We start from the raw sequence: 26,203 nt of genomic DNA, 5'->3' as shown, positions 1-26,203 counted from the left end.
GTAAAAAAGAGCCACTGATGATGAAAAAACATCCAGCGGCTCTTTTTTTATGCAAATATTACTGCTTTCTGTTCATTCATATACTAAAACTTAACAAAATCAGCAGGTAAAAAAACAGACTGACAATAGGATGAAAAATAATCAGCTGAGTTGCTAAATGTTTCCATGTTAAAAAACTAGAGAAATTGTTGCTGTTTTTTATGGTGAATTAACAAAAGCGTGTCACAGATCAAGAAAATACTCCCATTTAGGGGGAGGCATCTGGGTGAATTCCTGTCAAAATAGACGTGTATTATCTTTTTTACTTCACTACGGACACGATTCAACAATATTAAAAATGACCGATGATGCAATCGAAATGGGTCTAAAGAGCACTTTATGTTAATGAAGTTGGAACAGTGTAAAATAATGTGAGGAAACTTTTGTTAAAGTTGACAAAAGGTTATAGAAAGGAGTAAAAAACCCCATCAATTAGCTGTATAAAATGATTTTTCACAGTGATTGTAAGGTTTTTTTTATTCCTCCCCATGAATCGATGTGGCGTTCATCTGCCGAAAAGAGCAGAGAATTTGGCGCTACTTTTGATGAGTAAGCAATGAGTATGTCAACATCCACTGAAATCATCGCTCATCACTGGGCATTCGCTATCTTTCTTATCGTTGCCATTGGCCTGTGCTGCCTGATGCTCGTCGGCGGCTGGTTTTTAGGGGGTCGCGCACGCGCGAGATCTAAAAACGTGCCGTTTGAATCAGGTATCGACTCGGTCGGCACCGCCCGCCTGCGCCTGTCTGCCAAGTTTTATCTGGTAGCCATGTTCTTCGTTATCTTCGACGTTGAAGCGCTGTATCTGTTCGCATGGTCAACTTCTATCCGTGAAAGCGGTTGGATTGGCTTTGTGGAAGCTGCAATTTTTATTTTTGTGTTACTGGCAGGTCTGGTTTATCTGGTGCGTATTGGCGCGCTGGACTGGACGCCCGCGCGTTCACGCCGCGAGCGTATGAACCCGGAAACGAACAGTATCGCTAATCGTCAACGCTAACCGCGAGGCATTAAGATGGATTATACGCTCACCCGCATAGATCCTAACGGTGAGAACGACCGTTACCCCCTGCAAAAACAGGAGATCGTAACCGACCCCCTGGAACAAGAAGTTAACAAAAACGTGTTCATGGGCAAACTGCATGACATGGTTAACTGGGGCCGTAAAAACTCAATTTGGCCATATAACTTTGGCCTTTCCTGCTGCTACGTTGAGATGGTGACCTCGTTTACCGCCGTGCACGATGTGGCCCGTTTTGGTGCGGAAGTACTGCGTGCATCGCCGCGTCAGGCTGACCTGATGGTCGTAGCCGGAACCTGCTTTACCAAAATGGCGCCAGTTATTCAGCGCCTCTACGATCAGATGCTGGAACCGAAATGGGTTATTTCCATGGGCGCATGCGCCAACTCCGGCGGTATGTACGACATCTATTCTGTGGTGCAGGGTGTTGATAAATTTATTCCGGTCGATGTGTACATCCCGGGATGTCCGCCGCGCCCAGAAGCGTATATGCAGGCTCTGATGCTGCTGCAAGATTCCATTGGCAAAGAACGCCGTCCGCTCTCCTGGGTGGTTGGCGATCAGGGCGTTTATCGCGCCAATATGCAGTCAGAACGCGAGCGTAAACGCGGCGAACGTATTGCTGTAACGAATCTTCGTACACCAGACGAGATTTAATTTGCGCCTGTCGGCAGCAGCACTTCCTTCGCTTATCACTACATAAATAGCGCGAAGCACTGCCGACCACCACGGACCATTTGCAATGGTGAACAATATGACCGACTTAACCGCGCAAGACGCCGTATGGCAAACACGGGATCACCTTGATGACCCGGTCATTGGCGAACTGCGCAACCGTTTTGGGCCGGATGCCTTTACCGTTCAGGCGACTCGCACCGGGGTACCCGTTGTTTGGGTCAAGCGTGAACAATTACTGGAAGTTGGCGATTTCTTAAAGAGACTGCCGAAACCTTACGTCATGCTGTTTGACTTACACGGCATGGACGAACGTCTGCGTACGCACCGCGAAGGGTTACCTGCCGCGGATTTTTCCGTTTTCTATCACCTGATCTCCATTGAACGCAATCGCGATATCATGCTCAAGGTGGCTTTGTCTGAAAACGATCTGCGCGTACCGACTTTCACCAAACTGTTCCCGAACGCCAACTGGTATGAGCGTGAAACCTGGGAAATGTTTGGCATCGATATCGAAGGTCACCCGCACCTGACGCGTCTGCTGATGCCGCATACCTGGGAAGGTCATCCGCTGCGTAAAGACTACCCGGCGCGTGCGACCGAATTCGATCCGTTTGAGCTGACTAAAGCCAAACAGGATCTGGAAATGGAAGCGCTGACCTTCAAACCAGAAGATTGGGGTATGAAGCGTAGCACCGAAAACGAGGACTTCATGTTCCTCAACCTCGGTCCTAACCACCCGTCTTCTCACGGTGCTTTCCGTATTGTGCTGCAGCTTGATGGCGAAGAAATCGTCGACTGCGTACCTGACATCGGCTACCACCACCGTGGCGCTGAAAAGATGGGTGAACGTCAGTCCTGGCACAGCTACATTCCGTACACCGACCGTATTGAGTACCTCGGCGGCTGCGTAAACGAAATGCCTTACGTACTGGCCGTTGAGAAGCTGGCTGGTATCACCACGCCGGATCGCGTCAACGTGATTCGCGTGATGTTGTCCGAACTGTTCCGTATCAACAGCCACCTGCTGTACATCTCCACGTTCATTCAGGACGTCGGCGCGATGACCCCGGTATTCTTCGCCTTTACCGACCGTCAGAAAATCTATGACGTGGTGGAAGCGATCACCGGTTTCCGTATGCACCCGGCCTGGTTCCGTATCGGCGGTGTGGCACACGATCTGCCGCGCGGTTGGGACAAGCTGCTGCGTGACTTCCTCGACTGGATGCCAAAACGTCTGGATTCTTACGAGAAAGCCGCACTGCGTAACACCATCCTGAAAGGCCGTTCGCAGGGCGTTGCCGCTTACGGTAAGAAAGAAGCGCTGGACTGGGGTTGTACCGGTGCTGCGCTGCGCGCGACCGGTATTGATTTCGACGTGCGTAAAGCGCGTCCGTACTCTGGCTACGAAAACTTTGACTTTGAAGTCCCGGTTGGCGGCGGCGTTTCTGACTGCTATACCCGCGTGATGCTGAAAGTTGAAGAGCTGCGCCAGAGTCTGCGCATCCTTGAGCAGTGCCTCAATAACATGCCGGAAGGCCCGTTCAAAGCGGATCACCCGCTGACGACGCCGCCGCCGAAAGAGCGCACGCTGCAACATATCGAAACCCTTATCACCCACTTCCTGCAGGTTTCGTGGGGCCCGGTTATGCCGGCAAACGAGTCCTTCCAGATGGTGGAAGCGACCAAGGGTATCAACAGTTACTACCTGACCAGCGATGGCAGCACCATGAGTTACCGTACCCGTATCCGTACCCCGAGCTATGCGCACCTGCAGCAGATCCCGGTAGCGGTACGTGGCAGCCTGGTGTCCGACTTAATCGTCCATCTGGGTAGTATCGATTTTGTTATGTCAGATGTGGACCGCTAATTATGCACGAGAATCAACAACCACAAACCGAGGCTTTTGAGCTGAGTGCGGCTGAGCGTGAAGCGATTGAGCACGAGAAGCACCACTACGAAGACCCGCGTGCGGCGTCCATTGAAGCGCTGAAAATCGTTCAGAAACAGCGTGGCTGGGTGCCGGATGGGGCGATCTATGCGATCGCTGATGTGCTGGGTATTCCGGCAAGCGACGTAGAAGGTGTTGCTACGTTTTATAGCCAGATCTTCCGCCAGCCGGTAGGTCGCCACGTGATCCGCTATTGCGACAGCGTGGTGTGCCATATCAACGGCTACCAGGGGATCCAGGCCGCGCTTGAGAAAAAACTCAACATCAAGCCGGGGCAGACGACCTTTGATGGTCGCTTTACGCTGCTGCCGACCTGTTGCCTGGGGAACTGCGATAAAGGGCCAAACATGATGATCGATGAAGATACTCATGCTCACCTGACCCCGGAAGGCATTCCCGAACTACTGGAGCGGTATAAATGAAAGACATTATCCGTACTCCCGAAACCCATCCGCTGACCTGGCGTCTGCGTGATGACAAACAGCCGGTCTGGCTGGACGAATACCGTAGCAAGAACGGCTACGAAGGTGCGCGTAAGGCCCTGACCGGGCTGTCACCGGACGAAATCGTTAATCAGGTAAAAGACGCTGGCCTGAAAGGGCGCGGCGGCGCGGGCTTTTCCACCGGTCTGAAGTGGAGCCTGATGCCGAAAGACGAATCCATGAACATCCGTTACCTGCTGTGTAACGCCGATGAAATGGAGCCGGGCACCTATAAAGACCGTCTGCTGATGGAACAGCTGCCGCACCTGCTGGTGGAAGGCATGCTGATTTCCGCGTTTGCGCTGAAAGCGTACCGTGGTTACATCTTCCTGCGCGGTGAATATATCGAAGCAGCCGTGCATCTGCGTCGCGCGATCGCCGAAGCGACCGAAGCCGGTCTGCTTGGCAAAAACATCATGGGCACCGGTTTCGACTTCGAACTGTTTGTCCACACTGGGGCAGGGCGTTACATCTGCGGTGAAGAAACCGCGCTGATCAACTCCCTCGAAGGTCGCCGTGCTAACCCACGTTCCAAGCCGCCGTTCCCGGCAAGCTCTGGCGCATGGGGCAAACCGACCTGCGTAAACAACGTCGAAACCCTGTGTAACGTACCGGCTATCCTCGCGAACGGCGTGGAGTGGTACCAGAACATTTCGAAGAGCAAAGACGCGGGCACCAAGCTGATGGGCTTCTCTGGTCGCGTAAAGAATCCTGGCCTGTGGGAACTGCCTTTCGGTACTACCGCGCGTGAGATCCTCGAAGATTACGCGGGTGGCATGCGCGATGGACTGAAGTTCAAAGCCTGGCAGCCAGGCGGCGCAGGGACTGACTTCCTGACCGAAGCACACCTCGATCTGCCGATGGAATTCGAAAGCATTGGTAAAGCAGGTAGCCGTCTGGGCACCGCGCTGGCCATGGCTGTCGATCACGAGATTGGCATGGTTCCTCTGGTGCGTAACCTCGAAGAGTTCTTTGCCCGCGAGTCCTGCGGCTGGTGTACGCCGTGCCGTGACGGTCTGCCGTGGAGTGTGAAAATTCTGCGCGCGCTGGAGCGTGGCGAAGGCCAGCCAGGGGATATCGAGACACTTGAGCAACTGTGTCGTTTCCTCGGCCCGGGTAAAACCTTCTGTGCACACGCACCGGGCGCAGTGGAACCGCTGCAGAGCGCCATTAAATATTTCCGCGAAGAATTCGAAGCTGGCATCAAGCAGTCCTTCAGCAATACCCATCAGATTGGTGGTATTCAGCCGAACCTGTTGAAAGAGCGCTGGTGATTACAGGGTTAGCCCTGTGTCGCGATAAGAAATTCGATTAACGCTCGGTTACGACCGAGCCAACTGGAAGCATGCTGACTATGGCTACGATTCATGTAGACGGCAAAGAATATGAGGTCAACGGAGCGGACAACCTGCTGGAAGCTTGTCTGTCTCTCGGCCTTGATATTCCGTACTTTTGCTGGCACCCGGCGCTGGGAAGCGTCGGTGCTTGCCGCCAGTGTGCGGTGAAGCAATATCAAAACGCGGAAGACACGCGTGGTCGCCTGGTGATGTCTTGTATGACACCGGCCACCGAAGGCACCTTTATTTCTATTGATGACGAAGAAGCGAAACAGTTCCGCGAAAGCGTCGTGGAGTGGTTGATGACTAACCACCCGCACGACTGTCCGGTCTGTGAAGAGGGCGGCAACTGCCACCTGCAGGATATGACCGTCATGACCGGTCACAGCTTCCGTCGCTACCGCTTCACGAAGCGTACTCACCGTAACCAGGACCTGGGGCCGTTCATCTCTCACGAAATGAACCGCTGCATCGCCTGCTATCGCTGCGTACGTTACTACAAAGATTACGCCGATGGCGCGGATCTGGGCGTCTATGGCGCACATGACAACGTCTACTTCGGTCGCCCGGAAGACGGTACGCTCGAAAGCGAGTTCTCTGGTAACCTGGTAGAAATTTGCCCGACCGGCGTCTTCACTGATAAAACGCACTCCGAGCGTTATAACCGTAAATGGGACATGCAGTTTGCGCCGAGCATCTGCCAGCAGTGTTCCATCGGCTGTAACACCAGCCCGGGCGAACGCTACGGTGAACTGCGTCGTATCGAAAACCGTTATAACGGTACCGTTAACCACTACTTCCTCTGCGACCGTGGTCGTTTTGGCTATGGTTACGTGAACCTGAAAGACCGTCCGCGTCAGCCGGTACAGCGTCGTGGCGATGACCTGATCACGCTGAACGCCGAGCAGGCGATGCAGGGCGCGGCAGATATTCTGCGTCAGTCGAAGAAAGTAATTGGTATCGGCTCCCCACGCGCCAGCGTTGAAAGTAACTTCGCGCTGCGTGAACTGGTGGGTGCGGATAACTTCTATACCGGTATCGCCCAGGGCGAGCAGGAACGTCTGCAACTGGCACTGAGCGTGCTGCGTGACGGCGGGATTCATACTCCGGCACTGCGCGAAATCGAATCTTATGATGCGGTTCTGGTGCTGGGCGAAGATGTCACCCAGACCGGCGCACGCGTTGCGCTGGCAGTGCGTCAGGCGGTGAAAGGTAAAGCGCGTGAAATGGCGGCGGCACAGAAAGTGGCTGACTGGCAGATCGCAGCAATCCTTAACATCGGCCAGCGTGCTAAGCACCCGTTGTTCGTTACCAACGTCGATAACACCCGTCTGGATGACATCGCCGCATGGACCTATCGTGCACCGGTTGAAGATCAGGCGCGTTTAGGTTTCGCTATCGCTCATGCGCTGGATAACAACGCTCCGGCGGTTGACGGTATCGACCGTGACCTGCAAAACAAAATTGACGTTATCGTTCAGGCACTGGCCGGGGCGAAGAAACCACTAATTATTTCCGGCACCAACGCCGGTAGCGCCGAAGTGATTCAGGCGGCTGCCAACGTGGCGAAGGCGCTGAAAGGCCGTGGCGCAGACGTCGGCATCACCATGATTGCTCGCTCTGTTAACAGCATGGGCCTGGGTATGATTGGCGGTGGTTCCCTTGACGATGCGCTGACCGAGCTGGAAACAGGTCGTGCTGACGCCGTTGTGGTGCTGGAGAATGACCTGCATCGCCATGCTTCAGCAACGCGTGTGAACGCTGCGCTGGCGAAAGCACCGCTGGTACTGGTCATTGACCATCAGCGTACGGCAATTATGGAAAACGCCCATCTGGTGCTTTCCGCCGCAAGCTTCGCCGAAAGCGATGGTACGGTGATTAACAACGAAGGCCGCGCTCAGCGTTTCTTCCAGGTCTACGACCCGTCCTACTACGACAGTAACACCGTGATGCTGGAAAGCTGGCGCTGGCTGCACTCGCTGCACAGCACCGTGCAGAGCCGCGAAGTGGACTGGACGCAGCTCGACCACGTTATTGACGCGGTCGTTGAGAAGCTGCCGCAACTGGCGGGTATCAAAGATGCCGCGCCGGACGCAAGCTTCCGTATCCGTGGACAGAAATTGGCTCGTGAACCGCACCGCTACAGCGGTCGTACCGCAATGCGCGCCAATATCAGCGTACACGAACCGCGCCAGCCGCAGGACAAAGACACAATGTTCGCCTTCTCTATGGAAGGGAACAACCAACCGTCTGCGCCGCGTTCACAAATTCCGTTTGCCTGGGCTCCGGGCTGGAACTCCCCACAGGCGTGGAACAAGTTCCAGGATGAAGTGGGCGGTAAACTGCGTCATGGCGATCCGGGCGTGCGTCTGATCGAAGCTTCTGCAGATGGTATGGATTACTTCACTACCGTTCCGGCGAGCTTCCAGGCTCAGGATGGTCAGTGGCGTATCGCGCCGTACTACCATCTGTTCGGCAGCGACGAAATGTCCCAGCGTGCGCCGGTCTTCCAGACCCGTATGCCGCAGCCGTACATCAAACTCAACCCGGCTGATGCCGCGAAGTTGGGTGTTAATGCCGGTACGCGCGTTTCTTTCAGCTACGATGGCAACACGGTTACGCTGCCGGTTGAAATCGCTGAAGGATTAACGGCAGGGCAGGTTGGTTTGCCGATGGGTATGCCTGGCATCGCGCCGGTTCTGGCAGGTGCGCGTCTTGAGGATCTGCAGGAGGCACAACAATGAGTTGGATTACACCCGATCTGATTGAGATCCTGCTGAGCATTCTCAAAGCGGTCGTGATCCTGCTGGTGGTGGTCACCTGCGGGGCATTCATGAGCTTTGGCGAACGTCGTCTGCTGGGTCTGTTCCAGAACCGTTACGGACCGAACCGTGTTGGCTGGGGCGGTTCGCTCCAGCTAGTTGCGGACATGATCAAGATGTTCTTTAAAGAAGACTGGATCCCGAAATTCTCGGATCGCGTCATCTTTACCCTGGCACCGATGATCGCCTTTACCTCGCTGCTGTTGGCTTTCGCCATCGTGCCGGTGAGTCCGAACTGGGTAGTTGCTGACCTGAACATCGGGATCCTGTTCTTCCTGATGATGGCGGGCCTCGCGGTATACGCGGTGCTGTTCGCCGGCTGGTCCAGTAACAACAAATACTCCCTGCTCGGTGCGATGCGTGCGTCTGCGCAGACGCTGAGCTACGAAGTGTTCCTCGGGCTTTCCCTGATGGGCGTGGTGGCGCAGGCCGGTTCATTTAACATGACCGACATCGTCAACAACCAGGCTGATATCTGGAACGTTATTCCGCAGTTCTTTGGTTTTGTCACCTTTGCCATCGCGGGCGTGGCGGTGTGCCACCGTCACCCGTTTGACCAGCCAGAAGCCGAGCAGGAACTGGCCGACGGTTACCACATTGAATATTCCGGTATGAAATTCGGTCTGTTCTTCGTGGGTGAATACATCGGCATCGTCACCATTTCTGCACTGATGGTTACCCTGTTCTTCGGTGGCTGGCATGGCCCGTTCTTACCGCCATTCGTCTGGTTCGCGCTGAAAACCGCGTTCTTCATGATGATGTTCATTTTGATTCGTGCGTCGTTACCGCGTCCTCGTTATGACCAGGTAATGTCCTTCGGCTGGAAAGTCTGTCTGCCGCTGACGCTCGTCAACTTGCTGGTAACGGCGGCTGTCATTCTCTGGCAGGCGCAATAAGGGACACAAAGACCATGACCTTAAAAGAATTGTTCGTAGGTTTCGGCACCCAGGTACGCAGTATCTGGATGATCGGCCTGCATGCGTTCGCGAAACGCGAAACGCAGATGTATCCGGAAGAGCCGGTCTATCTACCGCCCCGTTTTCGTGGTCGTATCGTTCTGACTCGTGATCCAGACGGTGAAGAGCGCTGCGTTGCCTGTAACCTGTGTGCGGTAGCGTGTCCGGTAGGCTGTATTTCTCTGCAAAAAGCAGAGACCAAAGACGGCCGCTGGTATCCGGAGTTTTTCCGCATTAACTTCTCACGCTGCATTTTCTGCGGCCTGTGCGAAGAAGCCTGTCCGACTACGGCTATTCAGCTGACTCCAGATTTCGAGCTGGGTGAGTACAAGCGCCAGGACCTGGTTTACGAGAAAGAGGATCTGCTGATCTCCGGTCCGGGCAAATACCCGGAATATAACTTCTACCGGATGGCAGGTATGGCAATCGACGGCAAAGATAAGGGCGAAGCAGAGAACGAAGCTAAGCCTATCGACGTCAAGAGCCTGTTACCGTAAGGAGAGGGGCAATGGAGTTCGCTTTTTATATCTGTGGCCTGATAGCCATTCTCGCAACCTTGCGGGTGATCACCCACACCAATCCGGTACACGCGTTGCTGTACCTGATTATTTCGCTGCTGGCGATTTCTGGGGTGTTCTTCTCGTTAGGCGCTTACTTCGCCGGTGCGCTGGAAATTATCGTCTACGCGGGCGCCATCATGGTGCTGTTCGTGTTCGTGGTGATGATGCTCAACCTTGGTGGTTCTGAAATTGAACAGGAACGTCAGTGGCTGAAACCGCAGGTGTGGATTGGTCCGGCGATTCTGTCAGCCATTATGCTGGTGGTTATTGTTTACGCCATTCTGGGCGTTAACGATCAGGGCATCGACGGCACGCCAATTAGCGCGAAAGCAGTCGGTATTTCCCTGTTCGGACCGTATGTACTGGCGGTTGAACTGGCTTCGATGCTGCTGCTGGCGGGTCTGGTTGTGGCCTTCCACGTGGGGCGCGAAGAGCGTTCTGGTGAAGTGCTGAGCAATCGCACCGACGACCGCGCGAAAAGAAAAACGGAGGAGCACGCATGATCCCCTTACAACATGGACTGATCCTCGCTGCGATCTTATTCGTGCTGGGCTTAACCGGTCTGGTTATCCGCCGCAATCTGCTGTTTATGCTGATCGGGCTGGAAATCATGATTAACGCCTCCGCGTTGGCCTTTGTGGTCGCCGGAAGCTACTGGGGCCAGACCGATGGTCAGGTGATGTATATTCTCGCCATCAGCCTTGCGGCTGCCGAAGCGAGCATTGGGCTTGCGCTGTTGCTGCAACTTCATCGCCGTCGCCAGAACCTGAACATCGATTCAGTAAGTGAGATGCGTGGATGAACATGCTTGCCTTAACCATTATTCTGCCATTTATTGGCTTTGTATTACTGGCGTTTTCTCGTGGTCGTTGGTCAGAAAATCTGTCCGCTACCGTGGGTGTCGGGTCGATCGGTCTGGCTGCGCTGGTTACTGCGTTTGTTGGCGTTGATTTCTTTGCCAATGGCCAGCAGGCTTACAGCCAGCCGCTGTGGACGTGGATGTCAGTCGGCGACTTCAACATCGGTTTTAACCTGGTGCTGGACGGCCTGTCGCTGACCATGCTCTCCGTGGTGACCGGCGTTGGTTTCCTGATCCACATGTTCGCCTCCTGGTATATGCGCGGAGAAGAGGGCTATTCTCGTTTCTTCGCCTACACCAACCTGTTTATCGCCAGCATGGTGGTTCTGGTGCTGGCGGATAACCTGCTGCTGATGTACCTCGGCTGGGAAGGCGTGGGCCTGTGCTCCTATCTGCTGATTGGTTTCTACTACACCGATCCGAAGAATGGCGCTGCGGCAATGAAAGCCTTCGTGGTAACCCGCGTTGGTGACGTATTCCTGGCGTTCGCGCTGTTCATCCTCTACAACGAGCTGGGCACGCTGAACTTCCGCGAAATGGTGGAACTGGCGCCTGCGCACTTTGCAGACGGTAACAACATGCTGATGTGGGCAACCTTGATGCTGCTGGGCGGTGCGGTCGGTAAATCTGCACAGCTGCCGTTGCAGACCTGGCTTGCTGATGCGATGGCCGGCCCGACGCCTGTCTCCGCGTTGATCCACGCCGCGACGATGGTTACCGCTGGTGTCTACCTGATAGCACGTACGCACGGCCTGTTCCTGATGACGCCTGAAATCCTGCACCTGGTGGGGATTATCGGTGCGATCACGCTGGTGCTGGCGGGTTTTGCTGCGCTGGTACAGACCGACATCAAACGCGTTCTTGCGTACTCCACCATGAGCCAGATTGGTTATATGTTCCTGGCTCTCGGCGTACAGGCGTGGGATGCGGCGATTTTCCACCTGATGACGCACGCCTTCTTTAAAGCGCTGCTGTTCCTGGCATCCGGCTCGGTTATCCTGGCTTGCCACCACGAACAGAACATCTTCAAGATGGGCGGGCTGCGTAAGTCAATTCCGCTGGTGTATCTCTGCTTCCTGATCGGTGGCGCGGCGCTGTCGGCTCTGCCGCTGATTACCGCTGGCTTCTTCAGTAAGGATGAGATTCTGGCCGGTGCAATGGCGAATGGTCATATTAATCTTATGGTTGCAGGTCTGGTCGGTGCATTCATGACCTCTCTGTACACCTTCCGTATGATTTTCATCGTGTTCCACGGTAAAGAACAAATTCACGCCCACGCAGGGAAGGGGATTACCCATCATCTGCCGCTGATTGTGCTGATGATCCTGTCCACCTTCGTTGGCGCGCTGATTGTGCCGCCACTGCAGGGTGTACTGCCTGCGACGACCGAGCTTGAGCATGGTCGCGTCATGACGCTGGAAATTACCTCCGGTATCGTAGCGATTGCGGGCATCCTGATCGCAGCATGGCTGTGGCTGGGTAAACGCACACTGGTGACGTCGATTGCGAACAGTGCGCCGGGCCGCCTGCTGGGTACCTGGTGGTATAACGCCTGGGGCTTCGACTGGCTGTACGACAAAGTGTTCGTTAAGCCGTTCCTGGGTGTTGCCTGGTTGCTGAAACGCGATCCGCTCAACTCAATGATGAACATTCCGGCGATCCTTTCCCGCTTTGCAGGTAAAGGCCTGCTGTTGAGCGAGAACGGTTATCTGCGCTGGTATGTTGCATCAATGAGCATCGGCGCCGTCGTTGTGCTGGCACTGTTGATGGTACTGCGTTGAGTTTGTTGGCTGGATGAACGATTGCCGGATGGCGCTGCGCTTATCCGGCCTACAAACCCAAAAATAATTTTTAGAATTCGTTGAAAATCTGTTCCTGATGTACAGGCGTCATCGGCGAAGTCAGACCGGAGACCGCCAGCGCAGAGCAACCGGAGCGTACTGAAGTACGTGAAGATTGCGAGCACTGCCGGGATTTGGGCTGACGAGTGAGATAGCCTGAGCAGGAGTAAATATAAGGGACATACTTAGCTATGTTATTACCCTGGTTGATATTAATTCCCTTTATCGGTGGCTTCCTGTGCTGGCAGACCGAACGCTTTGGCGTGAAGGTGCCGCGCTGGATCGCGCTGATTACCATGGGATTGACGCTGGCGCTTGGCCTGCAACTGTGGTTGCAGGGCGGCTATTCACTGACGCAATCCGCTGGCATTCCGCAGTGGCAGTCTGAATTTGTCCTGCCGTGGATCCCACGTTTTGGCATCTCTATTCATCTGGCTATCGACGGTCTGTCGCTGCTGATGGTAGTGCTGACCGGTCTGCTCGGTGTTCTGGCGGTACTTTGCTCCTGGAATGAAATCGAAAAATACCAGGGCTTCTTCCATCTGAACCTGATGTGGATCTTAGGCGGCGTGATCGGCGTGTTCCTTGCCATCGACATGTTCCTGTTCTTCTTCTTCTGGGAAATGATGCTGGTGCCGATGTACTTCCTGATCGCGTTGTGGGGCCATAAAGCCTCTGACGGTAAAACGCGTATCACGGCGGCGACCAAGTTCTTCATTTATACCCAGGCGAGTGGTCTGGTGATGTTGATTGCCATCCTGGCGCTGGTGTTTGTGCACTATAAAGCGACCGGTGTGTGGACCTTCAACTATGAAGAGCTGCTGAATACCCCGATGTCCCACGGTGTGGAATATCTGCTGATGCTGGGCTTCTTCATCGCCTTCGCGGTGAAAATGCCGGTAGTTCCGCTGCACGGCTGGTTGCCGGATGCGCACTCCCAGGCGCCGACCGCAGGTTCCGTTGACCTGGCGGGGATCTTGCTGAAAACCGCGGCTTATGGTCTGCTGCGCTTCTCTCTGCCGCTGTTCCCGAACGCGTCGGCGGAGTTTGCACCTATCGCAATGTGGCTGGGCGTTATCGGTATCTTCTACGGCGCGTGGATGGCCTTTAATCAGTACGATATCAAACGTCTGATCGCTTACACCTCCGTATCGCACATGGGCTTCGTACTGATTGCTATCTACACCGGCAGCCAGCTGGCGTACCAGGGTGCTGTTATCCAGATGATTGCGCACGGTCTGTCCGCAGCCGGTCTGTTCATTCTGTGTGGTCAGCTGTACGAACGTCTGCACACGCGTGATATGCGTATGATGGGCGGCCTGTGGGGCAAAATGAAATGGTTGCCTGCGCTGTCGATGTTCTTCGCAGTGTGTACGCTGGGTATGCCGGGTACAGGTAACTTCGTTGGCGAATTTATGATTCTGTTCGGCAGCTACCAGGTGGTTCCGGTCATTACCGTGATCTCGACCTTTGGTCTGGTGTTTGCCTCTGTTTACTCGCTGGCGATGCTGCATCGCGCTTACTTCGGTAAAGCGAAGAGCCAGATTGCCAGTGTTGAACTGCCAGGGATGTCGCTGCGTGAGCTGTTTATCATCCTGTTGCTGGTCGTGCTTCTGGTACTGCTTGGCTTCTATCCGCAGCCGATTCTGGATACCTCGCATTCTGCGATGAGCAACATCCAGCAGTGGTTTGTTAATTCCGTTACTACTACAAGGCCGTAAATCGCCATGACAATAACTCCACAACACCTGATTGCGCTGCTACCGCTGCTGATCGTCGGCTTGACGGTGGTGGTTGTGATGCTCTCCATTGCGTGGCGACGCAATCACTTCCTCAATGCCACGCTGTCGGTCATTGGGCTTAACGCCGCGCTGGTTTCGCTCTGGTTTGTTGGCCAGGCGGGCGCCATGGACGTCACCCCGCTGATGCGGGTTGACGGTTTCGCCATGCTCTACACCGGGCTGGTGCTGCTGGCGAGTCTTGCCACCTGTACCTTCGCTTACCCGTGGCTGGAAGGCTACGATGACAACCGGGAAGAGTTCTACCTGTTGGTGCTGATTGCCGCGCTCGGCGGTATTCTGCTGGCTAACGCTAACCATCTGGCGGCGCTGTTCCTTGGTATTGAGCTGATCTCTCTGCCGCTGTTTGGTCTGGTTGGCTATGCGTTCCGTCAGAAACGTTCGCTGGAAGCCAGTATCAAATACACCATCCTGTCTGCCGCAGCGTCTTCCTTCCTGCTGTTCGGTATGGCGCTGGTGTACGCGCAGTCTGGTAATCTGTCGTTTGTTGCACTCGGTAAGAGCCTCGGCGACGGCATGCTGCACGAACCGCTGCTGCTGGCGGGCTTCGGTCTGATGATTGTTGGCCTCGGCTTTAAACTCTCGCTGGTTCCGTTCCACCTGTGGACGCCAGACGTATACCAGGGCGCTCCTGCTCCGGTTTCCACCTTCCTGGCGACGGCGAGCAAAATCGCTATCTTCGGCGTGGTGATGCGTCTGTTCCTGTACGCACCGGTAGGAGATAGTGAAGCGGTACGTATCGTACTGGGCGTGATTGCCTTTGCTTCCATCATCTTCGGTAACCTGATGGCGCTGAGCCAGACCAATATTAAACGTCTGCTCGGTTACTCTTCTATCTCTCACCTCGGCTACCTGCTGGTGGCGCTTATTGCTCTGCAGAGCGGCGAGATGTCGATGGAAGCAGTTGGCGTTTACCTGGCCGGTTACCTGTTCAGCAGCCTCGGCGCGTTCGGTGTGGTCAGCCTGATGTCCAGCCCGTACCGCGGCCCGGATGCGGACTCTCTGTTCTCCTACCGTGGTCTGTTCTGGCATCGTCCGATCCTCGCGGCAGTGATGACGGTGATGATGCTGTCTCTGGCAGGTATCCCGATGACGCTGGGCTTTATCGGTAAGTTCTATGTACTGGCCGTCGGTGTGCAGGCTAACCTGTGGTGGCTGGTTGCCGCCGTGGTGGTCGGTTCTGCGATTGGTTTGTACTACTACCTGCGCGTTGCCGTAAGCTTGTACCTGAGCGCACCGCAGCAGCTGAACCGTGATGCGCCGTCTAACTGGCAGTACAGCGCGGGCGGTATCGTGGTGCTGATTTCTGCTCTGCTGGTACTGGTGCTGGGTATTTACCCGCAACCGCTGATCAGCATTGTGCAGTTAGCGACTCCGCTGATGTAAACGAAATGCAGAAACGAAAAAACCCGCCTTGGCGGGTTTTTTTATGCGTGAAATACGGTCAGTTTAATAGCTGACGGCTCACCAGCGGACCGCTGATGCCTTTCGCTGTGCGATCCATCACTTCCTGGATCACTGAAGAAAGCTCATTGACTTCGAATTTGGCCACGTAGCCATCCGCTTTTACTCGGCGAACGTGATCTTCGTTCGCGCTACCGGAAAGCGAAGAGTGGATAACGACCGGGATTTTCTTCAGACGTTCGTCGGTTTTTATCTTACGGGTAAGCGTAAAACCGTCCATCTCTGGCATTTCGAGATCGGTGAGAACCAGAGCGATCTTCTCACTGACAGGCTTGCCCTCCGCCAGCGCTTCTGCGGAAAGCTGCTGTATTTTTTCCCACGCATCCTGACCTGTTACATGCATCAGATGCGGGATCTCCATGGCGTTAAGACCTTTTTCCAGCATGGCGCGGGCCACTTTGGAATCATCAGCCACAATCGCCACCGCACCCGGCGTGATGTTGAATTTATTGGTTTTCAGATCGGTTGCGCGCAGGTCGTGGTTTGCCGGTACGATGTCGTACAGGATCTGCTCAACGTCGAGCACCAGCGCCAGGTTGTTGGTCTCTTTGTTGTCGTCCAGGCAAGCGATACTGGTGATATAGCGACCATTAACGGCTTTCTCGGCGGTATGCACCTGTTGCCAGTCCAGGCGCATAATGTTTTCCACTGACTCCACAGCAAACGCCTGGACGCTGCGGGCATATTCGGTGATCAACAGGATGTTGAGTCCGGTCTCTGGCTTACAGCCCGCGACGGCGGGCAGGTCAATCACCGGGATCACCTGATCGCGAATATTAACCATACCCAGTAACGGGGCCTTCATACCCGCCGGACGCGTAAAGGTCGGCATCGGCACGATTTCACGCAGTTTGAATACGTTGATGCCAAACAGCTCTGATTTCTGCTCCTCAACAGATTTGCCGAGGCGAAACAGCAGCAGTTCAAAACGGTTAGACAGGGTTAGGTTTGTCCTGTCATCAATATCTTTCTGGAAATTGTTCATCCTGTCCTCAGTGTGAAAGCCAGCCTTTCCACTGTTATCGGCACTGAGGCGGAAAAATAGAGCGTTAAAGGCTGAAAATGGCGAAATCGTGAGCCAGTACCGTGTCTGGAAATATTGTTTTGCACTCTGCGAGTAAGCGCTGGCAGCCTTTTTCATCGTAGCGTGAGCTAACGTGGGTCATTATCAGACGTCCCACTCCGGCATCCAGCGCCAGCTGTGCGGCTTGTCGGGTTGAGCTGTGCCCACGACTGTTTGCTTTTTCCTCCATTGAAGCGTCCAGCGTGGTTTCGTGTACCATGACATCTACACCTCGAGCCAGTTCAATGGCGGACGCGCAGGGTCCTGTGTCACCGAAAATAGCGACTGATTTTCCCTTGGTGGGTGGGGAAAGAAAATCGGCACCGTTAATCGCTCGACCATCCTCCAGCACGATGGTTTTTCCGGCTTTCAAATCCTGAAACCACGGGCCCGCTTTAACGTCTGCCGCCTTCAGGGCATTGGCGTCAAGCGCACCGGGTTTGTCGTGCTCTTGAATGCGAAAACCGTAGCATTCCAGCGGATGCGCCAGCGGGTAAGCCGTTACTTTTCGCAGGCCGTCATCCACAATCTCACCCGCGGTGATTTCTACAATATCCAGCGGATAATCGGTCCAGGAGCCGCTCAGACGCAATGCGGTTTCGGTAAACTCTCGCAACCCTTTTGGCCCGTAGAGCGTCAGAGGCTGGACATTGCCGGCCATTGAGCGACTGCACAGTAGCCCCGGTAAACCAAACAGGTGATCGCCGTGCAGATGGCTGATAAAAATACGATCGAGTTTTCCTGGATTGAAAGGCGTGGTGAGCATCTGATGCTGCGTCCCTTCGCCGCAATCAAAAAGCCACAGCCCCGCCTGAGTCGGGTGTTGCAGATTCAGTAAAATTGCCGTTACATTGCGTGAGCGCGTGGGGACTCCCGCAGACGTGCCTAAAAATAGTAATTCCATCTTTGCGTTACACTTTTCGCCATCAATAAGGCAGGGTGTTCAGGTTATCACAACATAGGGGCAGACAATGATTCACTGGCAAGATCTCCACCATGCAAAGCTGAGTACCCAACAACTGTACGCACTACTTCAGCTACGATGCGCGGTGTTTGTAGTTGAGCAACAGTGTCCGTACCAGGATGTGGATGGCGATGACCTGGCTGGAGAGAATCGGCATATTCTGGGCTGGCATAACGATGAGCTGGTGGCGTATGCGAGGATTCTGAAAAGCGATGACGAGCTGGAGCCGGTAGTGATTGGTCGGGTGATTGTAAGCGAAGCGCTGCGTGGTGAAAAACTGGGGCAACAGCTAATGGCCCAGACGCTGGCATCCTGCGCGCAACACTGGCCACACAAGGCGTTGTATCTGGGCGCGCAGGCGCATCTGCAATCATTCTATGCACGCTTTGGCTTTGTTCCGGTGACGGATATCTATGACGAAGATGGTATTCCACACGTCGGAATGGCGCGGGAAGCACATCAGGCGTAAACAGGCGCAATCAGTCCAGGTTGTCTATAGTTAGCGGGTACGTCAATAGAAAGGGAGAATATAATGTCTTTTCATTCTTATGAATCACGTATCGATGATGATCTGGAATTATTAAGTGAAACGCTGGAAGAGGTGCTGCGTTCTTCTGGCGACCCAGCAGATCAAAAATACCTTGAGTTAAAAGCGCGGGCAGAGCGGGCGTTAGAAGAGGTGAGAAATCGCGTCAGCCATGCTTCTGACAGCTACTATTACCGTGCGAAAAAAGCCGTTTGTCGGGCGGATGACTATGTGCACGAAAAACCCTGGCGCGGAATCGGCGTTGGCGCCACGGTCGGTTTAGTGATGGGATTATTGTTAGCGCGGCGATAAATTCCGTTCTGTCATCGCATTTGTACGTACTCCCTAACTGGGGGTACTGCTTTTTCTGCTCAGTACCCCGTATAATGAGAGGTTTTTAACAGGGAGAGGTCCGCGTGCATTCAATCACTACTGCGCTGGAAAGTCTGATGCGTCATTTATCGCAAGAGATGCCAGCAGCACCTGGAATTCGTATTTACGATATACCTTTCCCACTGAATGATGCGTTTGACGCTTTAGGATGGCTGGCCAGTCAACCCGTCTGGCCCCAGTTTTACTGGCAGCAGCGTAACGGCGATGAAGAAGCCGCCGTATTAGGGGCCGTGGCCGCATTTTCCTCGCTGGAATCAGCCCAGCAATTTTTACATCAGCATGATAATCATCCCGACCTGCGCATCTGGGGCCTGAATGCCTTTGAGCCTCAGCGTGGCAATTTACTGCTGCCGCGGCTGGAGTGGCGACGTTGCGCCGGAGTGGCGAGCTTACGCTTACACCTCTATAGCGACGTGTCGCTACGTGAAGACGCTGCACAAGCGATCGCCTTCATCTCATCGCTTGCTCCCGTAAAACCGCTCCCTGCATTGCGTTTGAATTTGACGGGAGAACAGCACTGGCCGGAGAAAGGTGGCTGGATAGACCTGATAAAACTCGCCACTCAAACGATCGCAGGAGAAGACCTCGACAAGGTCGTGCTGGCGCGGGCGACCGATTTACAGTTTTCTCAGTCGGTTAATGCCGCTGCCGTGATGGCTTCCAGCCGTCGCTTAAATCTGAACTGCTACCATTTCTTTATGGCATTCTCCGCCGACACCGCTTTTCTTGGCTCTTCTCCTGAACGTCTGTATCGACGACGTGATACGGCGCTGCGCACCGAGGCGCTGGCCGGAACCGTGGCAAATCACCCTGAGGATCATCGGGCCTGGCAATTGGGCGACTGGCTAATGAAAGATGATAAAAACCAGCGCGAGAATATGCTGGTGGTCGAAGATATTTGCCAGCGCCTGCAAGGCTGTACGCAAACTCTCGATGTGCTGCCACCGCAGGTGCTCAGGCTGCGTAAAGTGCAGCACCTGCGCCGTTGCATCTGGACGGAACTGAATCAGGCCGACGATACGCTTTGCCTGATGCAGCTTCAGCCCACGGCGGCAGTCGCCGGTATTCCGCGTGAGCTGGCGCGTGAATTCATCCAGCAAAATGAACCCTTTGAACGCGAGTGGTATGCCGGTTCAGCGGGTTATCTTTCTTTGCGCCAAAGCGAGTTTTGCGTGTCATTGCGTTCGGCGAAAATTAGCGCAAACGTGGTACGCCTGTATGCCGGGGCAGGGATTGTACGTGGCTCAGATCCTGAGCAGGAATGGCAAGAAATAGACAATAAAGCGGCAGGGTTACGTACTTTATTACAGATGGAAGGATAGTGATTTCGTGTATATTTCCGATTCATATCAAAAATCCATTTATTCGATTCTCTATACTGTGTCGCAATATTGATACCGGACAATCTCATGTCAGTAAGCGCATTTAACCGACGCTGGGCGGCGGTCATTCTGGAAGCACTCACTCGCCACGGCGTCAGGCATGTCTGCATTGCCCCTGGCTCTCGTTCTACACCGTTGACGCTGGCGGCAGCGGAAAACCCCGCATTCATCCACCACACCCATTTTGACGAGCGCGGTCTTGGGCATCTGGCTTTAGGTCTGGCAAAAGTCAGCCGTCAGCCTGTCGCCGTGATTGTGACGTCCGGTACCGCGGTGGCGAATTTATATCCCGCGTTGATTGAGGCGGGCCTGACCGGTGAAAAACTGATTTTACTTACCGCTGACAGACCGCCAGAGCTTATCGACTGTGGCGCGAACCAGGCGATTCGTCAGGCCGGAATGTTTGCCTCGCATCCATCGCAAACGCTCTCTTTACCGCGTCCGACTCAGGACATTCCGGCAAGCTGGCTGGTGTCCACTATTGATAATGCGTTAGCTGCCCTGCATAGCGGGGCGGTTCATATCAATTGCCCGTTTGCGGAACCGCTGTATGGCGATATGGACGAAACGGGGATTGCCTGGCAGCAGCGCCTCGGCGACTGGTGGCAGGACGATAAGCCCTGGCTGCGAGAAGCGCGTCGGCTGGAAAGCGACAAACAACGCGACTGGTTTTTCTGGCGACAAAAACGCGGCGTAGTCATTGCGGGCCGCATGAGCGCGGAAGAAGGTCAAAAGGTTGCGCAGTGGGCGCAGACGTTAGGCTGGCCGCTGATTGGCGATGTTCTGTCGCAAACCGGACAACCGCTGCCGTGCGCCGACCTGTGGCTGGGAAATGCGAAAGCTGTAGCTGAATTGCAGCAGGCGCAGATTGTGGTGCAGCTTGGTAGCAGCCTGACCGGAAAACGTCTGCTGCAATGGCAGGCCAGCTGCGATCCGCAGGAATACTGGATTGTCGATAATATCGAAGGCCGCCTCGATCCGGCCCATCATCGCGGCCGCAGGTTGGTGGCGAAAGTTGGCGACTGGCTGGAGCTACATCCGGCGGAGAAACGTCAGCCCTGGTGTATGGAGATCCCTCGTCTGGCGCAACAGGCCTGGCAGGCGGTAGAAGCCCGTCGTGAGGCGTTTGGTGAAGCGCAATTAGCCCACCGTATCCGCGACTACTTGCCGGAGCAGGGGCAGCTGTTCGTGGGTAACAGTCTGGTGGTACGCCTGATTGATGCGCTGTCGCAGCTTCCGGCTGGTTACCCGGTCTATAGCAACCGTGGCGCGAGCGGTATTGACGGCCTGCTGTCAACGGCAGCTGGTGTACAGCGTGCCAGCGCGAAATCGACGCTGGCGATTGTTGGCGATTTATCTGCATTGTATGACCTGAATGCGCTGGCGTTATTGCGCCAGGTTTCTGCACCGTTTGTCCTGATAGTGGTCAACAATAACGGCGGGCAGATTTTTTCCCTGCTGCCGACACCAGCCAGCGAACGCGAACGGTTCTATCTGATGCCGCAGAACGTACATTTCGAGCATGCTGCCGCCATGTTTAACCTTAAATACCAGCGCCCGGAAAACTGGGAGCAGCTGGAGAGCGCGTTGACTAACGCGTGGCGTACACCTGCGGCCACGGTGATTGAGCTGGTGGTGAACGAAACTGACGGGGCGCAAACCTTGCAGCAACTGCTGGCGCAGGTAAGTCACCTATGATCCTGCATGCGCAGGCGAAAGAGGGCCAAACGGGATTTCCCTGGCTGGTTTTCCTGCACGGTTTCTCTGGCGATTGCCGGGAATGGCAGACGGTCGGCGAAGCGTTTCAGGATTATTCGCGGCTATACATCGACCTGCCGGGACACGGTGGCTCCGCTGACATCAGCGTGAGCGGGTTCGATGATGTCAGCGTTTTGCTGCGTAATACTCTACTTAGTTACAACATACTTAACTACTGGCTGGTGGGATACTCTCTTGGCGGCAGAGTCGCGATGATGGCGGCCAGTCAGGAGATGCCAGGGCTTTGTGGTCTGGTGGTTGAAGGCGGACATCCCGGCTTGCAAAGCGAGGAGGCGCGCGTTCAGCGTCGTCTCTCGGATGGCCGCTGGGCTGCACGTTTTCGCGCAGAGCCGCTACGTGAGGTGTTTAATGACTGGTATCAACAGCCCGTTTTTTCCTCGCTGAACGCGGCACAAAGAGAGGCGCTGGTCGCTCTGCGTAGCCAGAATAATGGGCAAACGCTGGCGGCAATGCTGGAGGCCACCTCGCTTGCCGTACAGCCTGATTTACGTGCGCAAATCACGACGCGCACATTTCCGTTTTATTATTTATGTGGTGAACGTGACGAAAAATTCCGCGCTCTGGCGGCGGAAATATCAGTACCAAACCATGTGATTCGTAATGCCGGACACAACGCGCATCGGGACAACCCCGCGGGCGTAGTGGACTGTCTGGCTCAGATTCTGCGTCGCTGACTATAGGACATTTTATGATCTATCCTGATGAAACAATGCTTTACGCACCGGTAGAATGGCACGATTGCTCTGAAGGCTATACCGACATTCTTTACGAGAAATCCACCGACGGTATCGCAAAAATCACTATTAATCGTCCACAGGTACGCAATGCCTTCCGTCCGGTCACCGTGAAAGAGATGATCCAGGCGCTGGCGGATGCCCGCTATGATGACAACATCGGCGTAATTATTCTGACCGGTGCTGGCGACAAAGCGTTCTGCGCAGGCGGCGATCAGAAAGTGCGTGGTGACTACGGCGGATACCAGGATGACTCCGGTGTGCATCACCTGAACGTACTGGACTTCCAGCGCCAGATTCGTACCTGTCCGAAACCGGTAGTAGCGATGGTTGCAGGTTTCTCCATTGGCGGTGGCCATGTGCTGCACATGATGTGTGACCTGACCATTGCAGCTGAAAACGCCATCTTTGGTCAGACCGGCCCGAAAGTCGGTTCTTTCGACGGCGGTTGGGGCGCTTCCTACATGGCGCGCATCGTCGGTCAGAAAAAAGCGCGTGAAATCTGGTTCCTGTGCCGTCAGTACGATGCGAAACAGGCGCTGGATATGGGTCTGGTCAACACCGTGGTTCCGCTGGCGGATCTGGAAAAAGAGACCGTACGCTGGTGCCGTGAAATGCTGCAAAACAGCCCAATGGCGCTGCGCTGCCTGAAAGCCGCACTGAACGCCGACTGTGATGGTCAGGCTGGTCTGCAGGAGCTGGCAGGTAACGCCACTATGCTGTTCTACATGACGGAAGAAGGTCAGGAAGGCCGTAACGCCTTTAACCAAAAACGTCAGCCTGATTTCAGCAAATTCAAACGGAATCCGTAATGCGTAGCGCGCAGGTATACCGCTGGCAGATCCCCATGGACGCGGGGGTGATTCTGCGCGACAGGCGGTTAAAAACGCGTGACGGGCTGTACGTTTGTCTTTGTGACGGCGAGCGCGAAGGGTGGGGAGAAATTTCCCCACTGCCGGGCTTCAGTCAGGAAAGCTGGGAAGAGGCGCAAACCGAGCTGCTGGCCTGGGTGAAAGGCTGGTTGCAAGGGGATGACTCCTTACCGCAACTGCCTTCGGTCGCCTTTGGCGTAAGCTGTGCGCTGGCCGAACTGGCTGGCGTATTGCCACAGGACGCGGACTATCGTGCTGCGCCGCTGTGTACCGGCGATCCTGACGATCTGGTGCTACAACTGGCGGATATGCCGGGCGAAAAAGTGGCGAAGATCAAGGTCGGTCTGTATGAAGCGGTCCGCGACGGCATGGTAGCCAATCTGCTGCTTGAGGCGATCCCGGAGCTGCATTTGCGACTTGACGCCAACCGGGCCTGGACGCCGTTGAAAGCACAGCAGTTCGCGAAATACGTTAATCCGGAATATCGTGGACGCATTGCCTTCCTCGAAGAGCCGTGCAAAACCCGCGATGATTCTCGTGCCTTCGCGCGTGAAACCGGCATTGCCATCGCCTGGGATGAAAGTTTGCGTGAAGCGGATTTCACCTTCGAAGCCGAAGAAGGCGTCAGGGCCGTGGTTATCAAACCTACGCTGACCGGCAGTCTCGATAAAGTCCGTGAACAGGTGGCTGCGGCGCATGCGCTTGGTCTGACTGCCGTTATCAGTTCGTCAATAGAGTCGAGTCTGGGCTTAATCCAGCTGGCGAGAATTGCCGCCTGGTTAACGCCGCAGACCATTCCGGGTCTGGATACCCTGAGTCTGATGCAGTGCCAGCAGGTACGCACCTGGCCGGGTAGCACGTTGCCGTGTATCGACGTTGATGCGCTGGAACGTCTGCTATGACCCAGCAGGAAATGCCCGATAGCGTGAGCTTATCGGGCCTGGTGCAGTTCAGTGACTGGCCTTGGCGTCACTGGCAACAGGTTCGTGCGAAGGCGCTAGCCTTACGCCTCAACGATGAGGTATTAAGCTGGAGCGATCTTTGCACACGTGTAGATCATCTGGCCTGCGGTTTTGCCGCTCAGGGCGTGGAAGAGGGCGATGGTGTTCTGCTTCGCGCCTGGAATCATCCTCGCGCTTTGCTGGCCTGGCTCGCGCTGCTGCAATGTGGGGCGCGGGTTTTACCTGTGAACCCACAGTTGCCTCAGCCGCTGCTTGATGCGCTGATCCCGGACTTAACGCTACGTTTTGCGCTGGATCTGGAGGCCGCTATCGCACTTCCGGAACTCAGCCCGTTGCAGATGCGGTCGTTACCAGGCGATCGCGCCGCGGCGTGGTTGCCTGAACGTTTGAGCACGATGACGCTAACTTCAGGTTCTACCGGATTGCCAAAAGCGGCTGTTCATACCTGTCAGGCGCATCTGGCAAGCGCGCAGGGCGTCCTGTCATTAATGCCGTTTGGTGCTGAGGATGACTGGCTGCTCTCGCTGCCGCTGTTTCATGTTTCCGGCCAGGGTATTTTGTGGCGCTGGTTGTTCGCCGGAGCGCGAATGACCGTGCGCGACAAGCAGCCGCTGGAGCAAATGCTGGCTGGATGTACCCACGCTTCACTGGTGCCCACGCAGCTGTGGCGCTTGCTGGTCAACAACACGCCGGTCACGCTCAAAGCGGTACTGCTGGGAGGTGCGGCAATTCCTGTTGAATTGACGGAGCAAGCGTGCGAGCAAGGGATTCGTTGCTGGTGCGGTTACGGATTAACGGAGTTTGCTTCTACGGTCTGTGCGAAAGAAGCAGATGGTTTGGCAGATGTGGGTTCCCCCCTGGTGGGCAGAGAAGTCAGAATCGTTGATGATGAAGTCTGGCTGCGAGCCGCCAGCATGGCGCAAGGTTACTGGCGTAACGGACAGCTTATTCCTTTAGTGAACGCGGAAGGCTGGTTTGCAACCCGCGATCGCGGCGTGCTAAAGGACGGCAAGTTAACGATTGTCGGTCGTATGGATAATCTGTTTTTTAGCGGCGGGGAAGGTATACAGCCGGAAGAAGTGGAACGCGTGATTGCAGCGCATCCGCATGTTCTACAAGCCTTTATTGTGCCAATAGAAGACAAAGAGTTTGGCCATCGCCCGGTGGCGGTCATTGAGTATGACGCTAATGCTGGAGAAACTAATCTGGCTGAGTGGGTAAACGATAAGCTGGCCCGCTTTCAACAACCGGTATGTTGGCTGACATTGCCGCCCGAACTCAAAGCCGGAGGGATTAAAATCTCGCGTCGTGCGTTGTCGGATTGGGTAAGCGCTTCATCGTTAGCATTAAGAAAACATTAATTACATTTCTCATTTCTGTCATTTCGCAGCTATTGTCCTTTTGTTTATGAGCTAATGTGTAACCTATTGTGAAATTTATTAACAATAGGTGCGCTATGGAATGGCATGTGAAGAAGACCTGCTGTCACAAAAAAGCAGGGAGGCTCTATATCGTACTTTGCGATAGCGGTGGTTCGCTCAAGATGCTTGCCCAGGCGCAATCATCTGAGCGGATTAAGCCCGGCGATCTTCTTTCGCCGCTGAAGGATGCTCAGTATTGTATTAACCGCGATAAATCCCGTGTCATTAAGGTAATTGATGCCAGACAGTACATCTGTGATGAATGGGAACGTCTGTTACGACTGTCTGAAGATAAGTAATC

Annotated in this window: 24 protein-coding genes; 22 read left to right on the top strand and 2 right to left on the bottom strand. The window is 54.8% G+C overall.

Annotation, left to right across the window (positions count from 1 at the left end):
* Positions 1-595: 595 nt before the first annotated feature.
* The 13 genes from nuoA (at position 596) to nuoN (ending at position 15,728) form a co-directional block, all read left to right on the top strand.
* Complete coding sequence (gene nuoA, locus C2U43_RS17885) at positions 596-1,039, top strand: NADH-quinone oxidoreductase subunit NuoA (RefSeq protein ID WP_003028077.1); 444 nt, start codon at positions 596-598, stop codon at positions 1,037-1,039.
* A gap of 15 nt (positions 1,040-1,054) precedes the next feature.
* Positions 1,055-1,717, top strand: a complete 663-nt coding sequence (gene nuoB, locus C2U43_RS17880; protein WP_003028075.1) for an NADH-quinone oxidoreductase subunit NuoB — start codon at positions 1,055-1,057, stop codon at positions 1,715-1,717.
* Positions 1,718-1,802: 85 nt separating this feature from the next.
* Positions 1,803-3,605: an NADH-quinone oxidoreductase subunit C/D gene (gene nuoC / locus C2U43_RS17875; RefSeq protein WP_003834757.1), complete on the top strand. Its 1,803-nt coding sequence runs from the start codon at positions 1,803-1,805 to the stop codon at positions 3,603-3,605.
* Between the two features lie 2 nt (positions 3,606-3,607).
* Positions 3,608-4,108: an NADH-quinone oxidoreductase subunit NuoE gene (nuoE, locus tag C2U43_RS17870; RefSeq protein WP_003028069.1), complete on the top strand. Its 501-nt coding sequence runs from the start codon at positions 3,608-3,610 to the stop codon at positions 4,106-4,108.
* Positions 4,105-5,442: an NADH-quinone oxidoreductase subunit NuoF gene (nuoF, locus tag C2U43_RS17865; RefSeq protein ID WP_003834753.1), complete on the top strand. Its 1,338-nt coding sequence runs from the start codon at positions 4,105-4,107 to the stop codon at positions 5,440-5,442. The genes nuoE and nuoF overlap by 4 nt, the downstream gene beginning before the upstream one ends.
* Positions 5,443-5,522: 80 nt before the next feature.
* Positions 5,523-8,249, top strand: a complete 2,727-nt coding sequence (gene nuoG / locus C2U43_RS17860) for an NADH-quinone oxidoreductase subunit NuoG (RefSeq protein WP_032941985.1) — start codon at positions 5,523-5,525, stop codon at positions 8,247-8,249.
* Positions 8,246-9,223 carry an NADH-quinone oxidoreductase subunit NuoH gene (gene nuoH / locus C2U43_RS17855; protein WP_003028063.1) on the top strand — a complete coding sequence of 326 codons (978 nt, stop codon included), beginning with the start codon at positions 8,246-8,248 and terminating at the stop codon, positions 9,221-9,223. Before nuoG ends, nuoH begins: the two co-directional genes overlap by 4 nt.
* A 14-nt stretch (positions 9,224-9,237) precedes the next feature.
* Entirely contained in the window at positions 9,238-9,780 is a 543-nt protein-coding gene (gene nuoI / locus C2U43_RS17850) for an NADH-quinone oxidoreductase subunit NuoI (protein WP_003028062.1), read from the top strand.
* A gap of 11 nt (positions 9,781-9,791) precedes the next feature.
* A complete protein-coding gene (gene nuoJ, locus C2U43_RS17845) occupies positions 9,792-10,346 on the top strand; it encodes an NADH-quinone oxidoreductase subunit J (RefSeq protein ID WP_003028059.1) in 555 nt (184 codons plus the stop codon).
* Entirely contained in the window at positions 10,343-10,645 is a 303-nt protein-coding gene (gene nuoK / locus C2U43_RS17840; protein WP_000612644.1) for an NADH-quinone oxidoreductase subunit NuoK, read from the top strand. Before nuoJ ends, nuoK begins: the two co-directional genes overlap by 4 nt.
* Positions 10,642-12,483: an NADH-quinone oxidoreductase subunit L gene (nuoL, locus tag C2U43_RS17835; RefSeq protein WP_003834744.1), complete on the top strand. Its 1,842-nt coding sequence runs from the start codon at positions 10,642-10,644 to the stop codon at positions 12,481-12,483. Before nuoK ends, nuoL begins: the two co-directional genes overlap by 4 nt.
* A 251-nt stretch (positions 12,484-12,734) precedes the next feature.
* Positions 12,735-14,264 carry an NADH-quinone oxidoreductase subunit M gene (gene nuoM / locus C2U43_RS17830; RefSeq protein WP_003027692.1) on the top strand — a complete coding sequence of 510 codons (1,530 nt, stop codon included), beginning with the start codon at positions 12,735-12,737 and terminating at the stop codon, positions 14,262-14,264.
* Positions 14,265-14,270: 6 nt separating this feature from the next.
* Entirely contained in the window at positions 14,271-15,728 is a 1,458-nt protein-coding gene (nuoN, locus tag C2U43_RS17825) for an NADH-quinone oxidoreductase subunit NuoN (RefSeq protein ID WP_003027689.1), read from the top strand.
* Positions 15,729-15,786: 58 nt separating this feature from the next.
* Here nuoN and C2U43_RS17820 read toward each other — a convergent pair whose 3' ends face one another.
* Both C2U43_RS17820 and rbn read right to left on the bottom strand, forming a co-directional pair.
* On the bottom strand, positions 15,787-16,791 hold the full coding sequence (locus C2U43_RS17820; protein WP_032944079.1) for a chemotaxis protein: 1,005 nt from the start codon (positions 16,789-16,791) through the stop codon (positions 15,787-15,789).
* A 64-nt stretch (positions 16,792-16,855) separates the two neighbouring features.
* A complete protein-coding gene (gene rbn, locus C2U43_RS17815; RefSeq protein ID WP_103285583.1) occupies positions 16,856-17,773 on the bottom strand; it encodes a ribonuclease BN in 918 nt (305 codons plus the stop codon).
* A 67-nt stretch (positions 17,774-17,840) separates the two neighbouring features.
* On the opposite strand from rbn, the gene C2U43_RS17810 reads away from it, so the two are divergent.
* From C2U43_RS17810 to pmrD, 9 genes are all read left to right on the top strand, one after another.
* A complete protein-coding gene (locus tag C2U43_RS17810; protein WP_008785342.1) occupies positions 17,841-18,302 on the top strand; it encodes a GNAT family N-acetyltransferase in 462 nt (153 codons plus the stop codon).
* Between the two features lie 63 nt (positions 18,303-18,365).
* The gene (elaB, locus tag C2U43_RS17805; RefSeq protein ID WP_003027683.1) at positions 18,366-18,671 is read left to right on the top strand and encodes a stress response protein ElaB; all 306 of its coding nucleotides are present in this window, start codon (positions 18,366-18,368) and stop codon (positions 18,669-18,671) included.
* A 104-nt stretch (positions 18,672-18,775) separates the two neighbouring features.
* On the top strand, positions 18,776-20,074 hold the full coding sequence (gene menF, locus C2U43_RS17800) for an isochorismate synthase MenF (RefSeq protein ID WP_103285582.1): 1,299 nt from the start codon (positions 18,776-18,778) through the stop codon (positions 20,072-20,074).
* Positions 20,075-20,161: 87 nt separating this feature from the next.
* Positions 20,162-21,832: a 2-succinyl-5-enolpyruvyl-6-hydroxy-3-cyclohexene-1-carboxylic-acid synthase gene (menD, locus tag C2U43_RS17795; RefSeq protein ID WP_057066388.1), complete on the top strand. Its 1,671-nt coding sequence runs from the start codon at positions 20,162-20,164 to the stop codon at positions 21,830-21,832.
* Positions 21,829-22,587, top strand: a complete 759-nt coding sequence (gene menH, locus C2U43_RS17790; RefSeq protein WP_103285581.1) for a 2-succinyl-6-hydroxy-2,4-cyclohexadiene-1-carboxylate synthase — start codon at positions 21,829-21,831, stop codon at positions 22,585-22,587. Before menD ends, menH begins: the two co-directional genes overlap by 4 nt.
* A gap of 14 nt (positions 22,588-22,601) precedes the next feature.
* The gene (gene menB / locus C2U43_RS17785) at positions 22,602-23,459 is read left to right on the top strand and encodes a 1,4-dihydroxy-2-naphthoyl-CoA synthase (RefSeq protein ID WP_003027671.1); all 858 of its coding nucleotides are present in this window, start codon (positions 22,602-22,604) and stop codon (positions 23,457-23,459) included.
* Complete coding sequence (gene menC, locus C2U43_RS17780; protein ID WP_103285580.1) at positions 23,459-24,421, top strand: o-succinylbenzoate synthase; 963 nt, start codon at positions 23,459-23,461, stop codon at positions 24,419-24,421. The genes menB and menC overlap by 1 nt, the downstream gene beginning before the upstream one ends.
* Positions 24,418-25,842 carry an o-succinylbenzoate--CoA ligase gene (gene menE / locus C2U43_RS17775; RefSeq protein ID WP_103285579.1) on the top strand — a complete coding sequence of 475 codons (1,425 nt, stop codon included), beginning with the start codon at positions 24,418-24,420 and terminating at the stop codon, positions 25,840-25,842. The genes menC and menE overlap by 4 nt, the downstream gene beginning before the upstream one ends.
* 95 nt (positions 25,843-25,937) lie before the next feature.
* Entirely contained in the window at positions 25,938-26,201 is a 264-nt protein-coding gene (gene pmrD, locus C2U43_RS17770) for a signal transduction protein PmrD (protein WP_079934570.1), read from the top strand.
* Positions 26,202-26,203 lie beyond the last annotated feature (2 nt).

It is taken from the genome of Citrobacter freundii complex sp. CFNIH9 (genome assembly GCF_002903305.1).
Taxonomy (GTDB): Bacteria; Pseudomonadota; Gammaproteobacteria; order Enterobacterales; family Enterobacteriaceae; genus Citrobacter; species Citrobacter portucalensis.
This window is presented reverse-complemented; position numbering and strand designations above follow the sequence as displayed.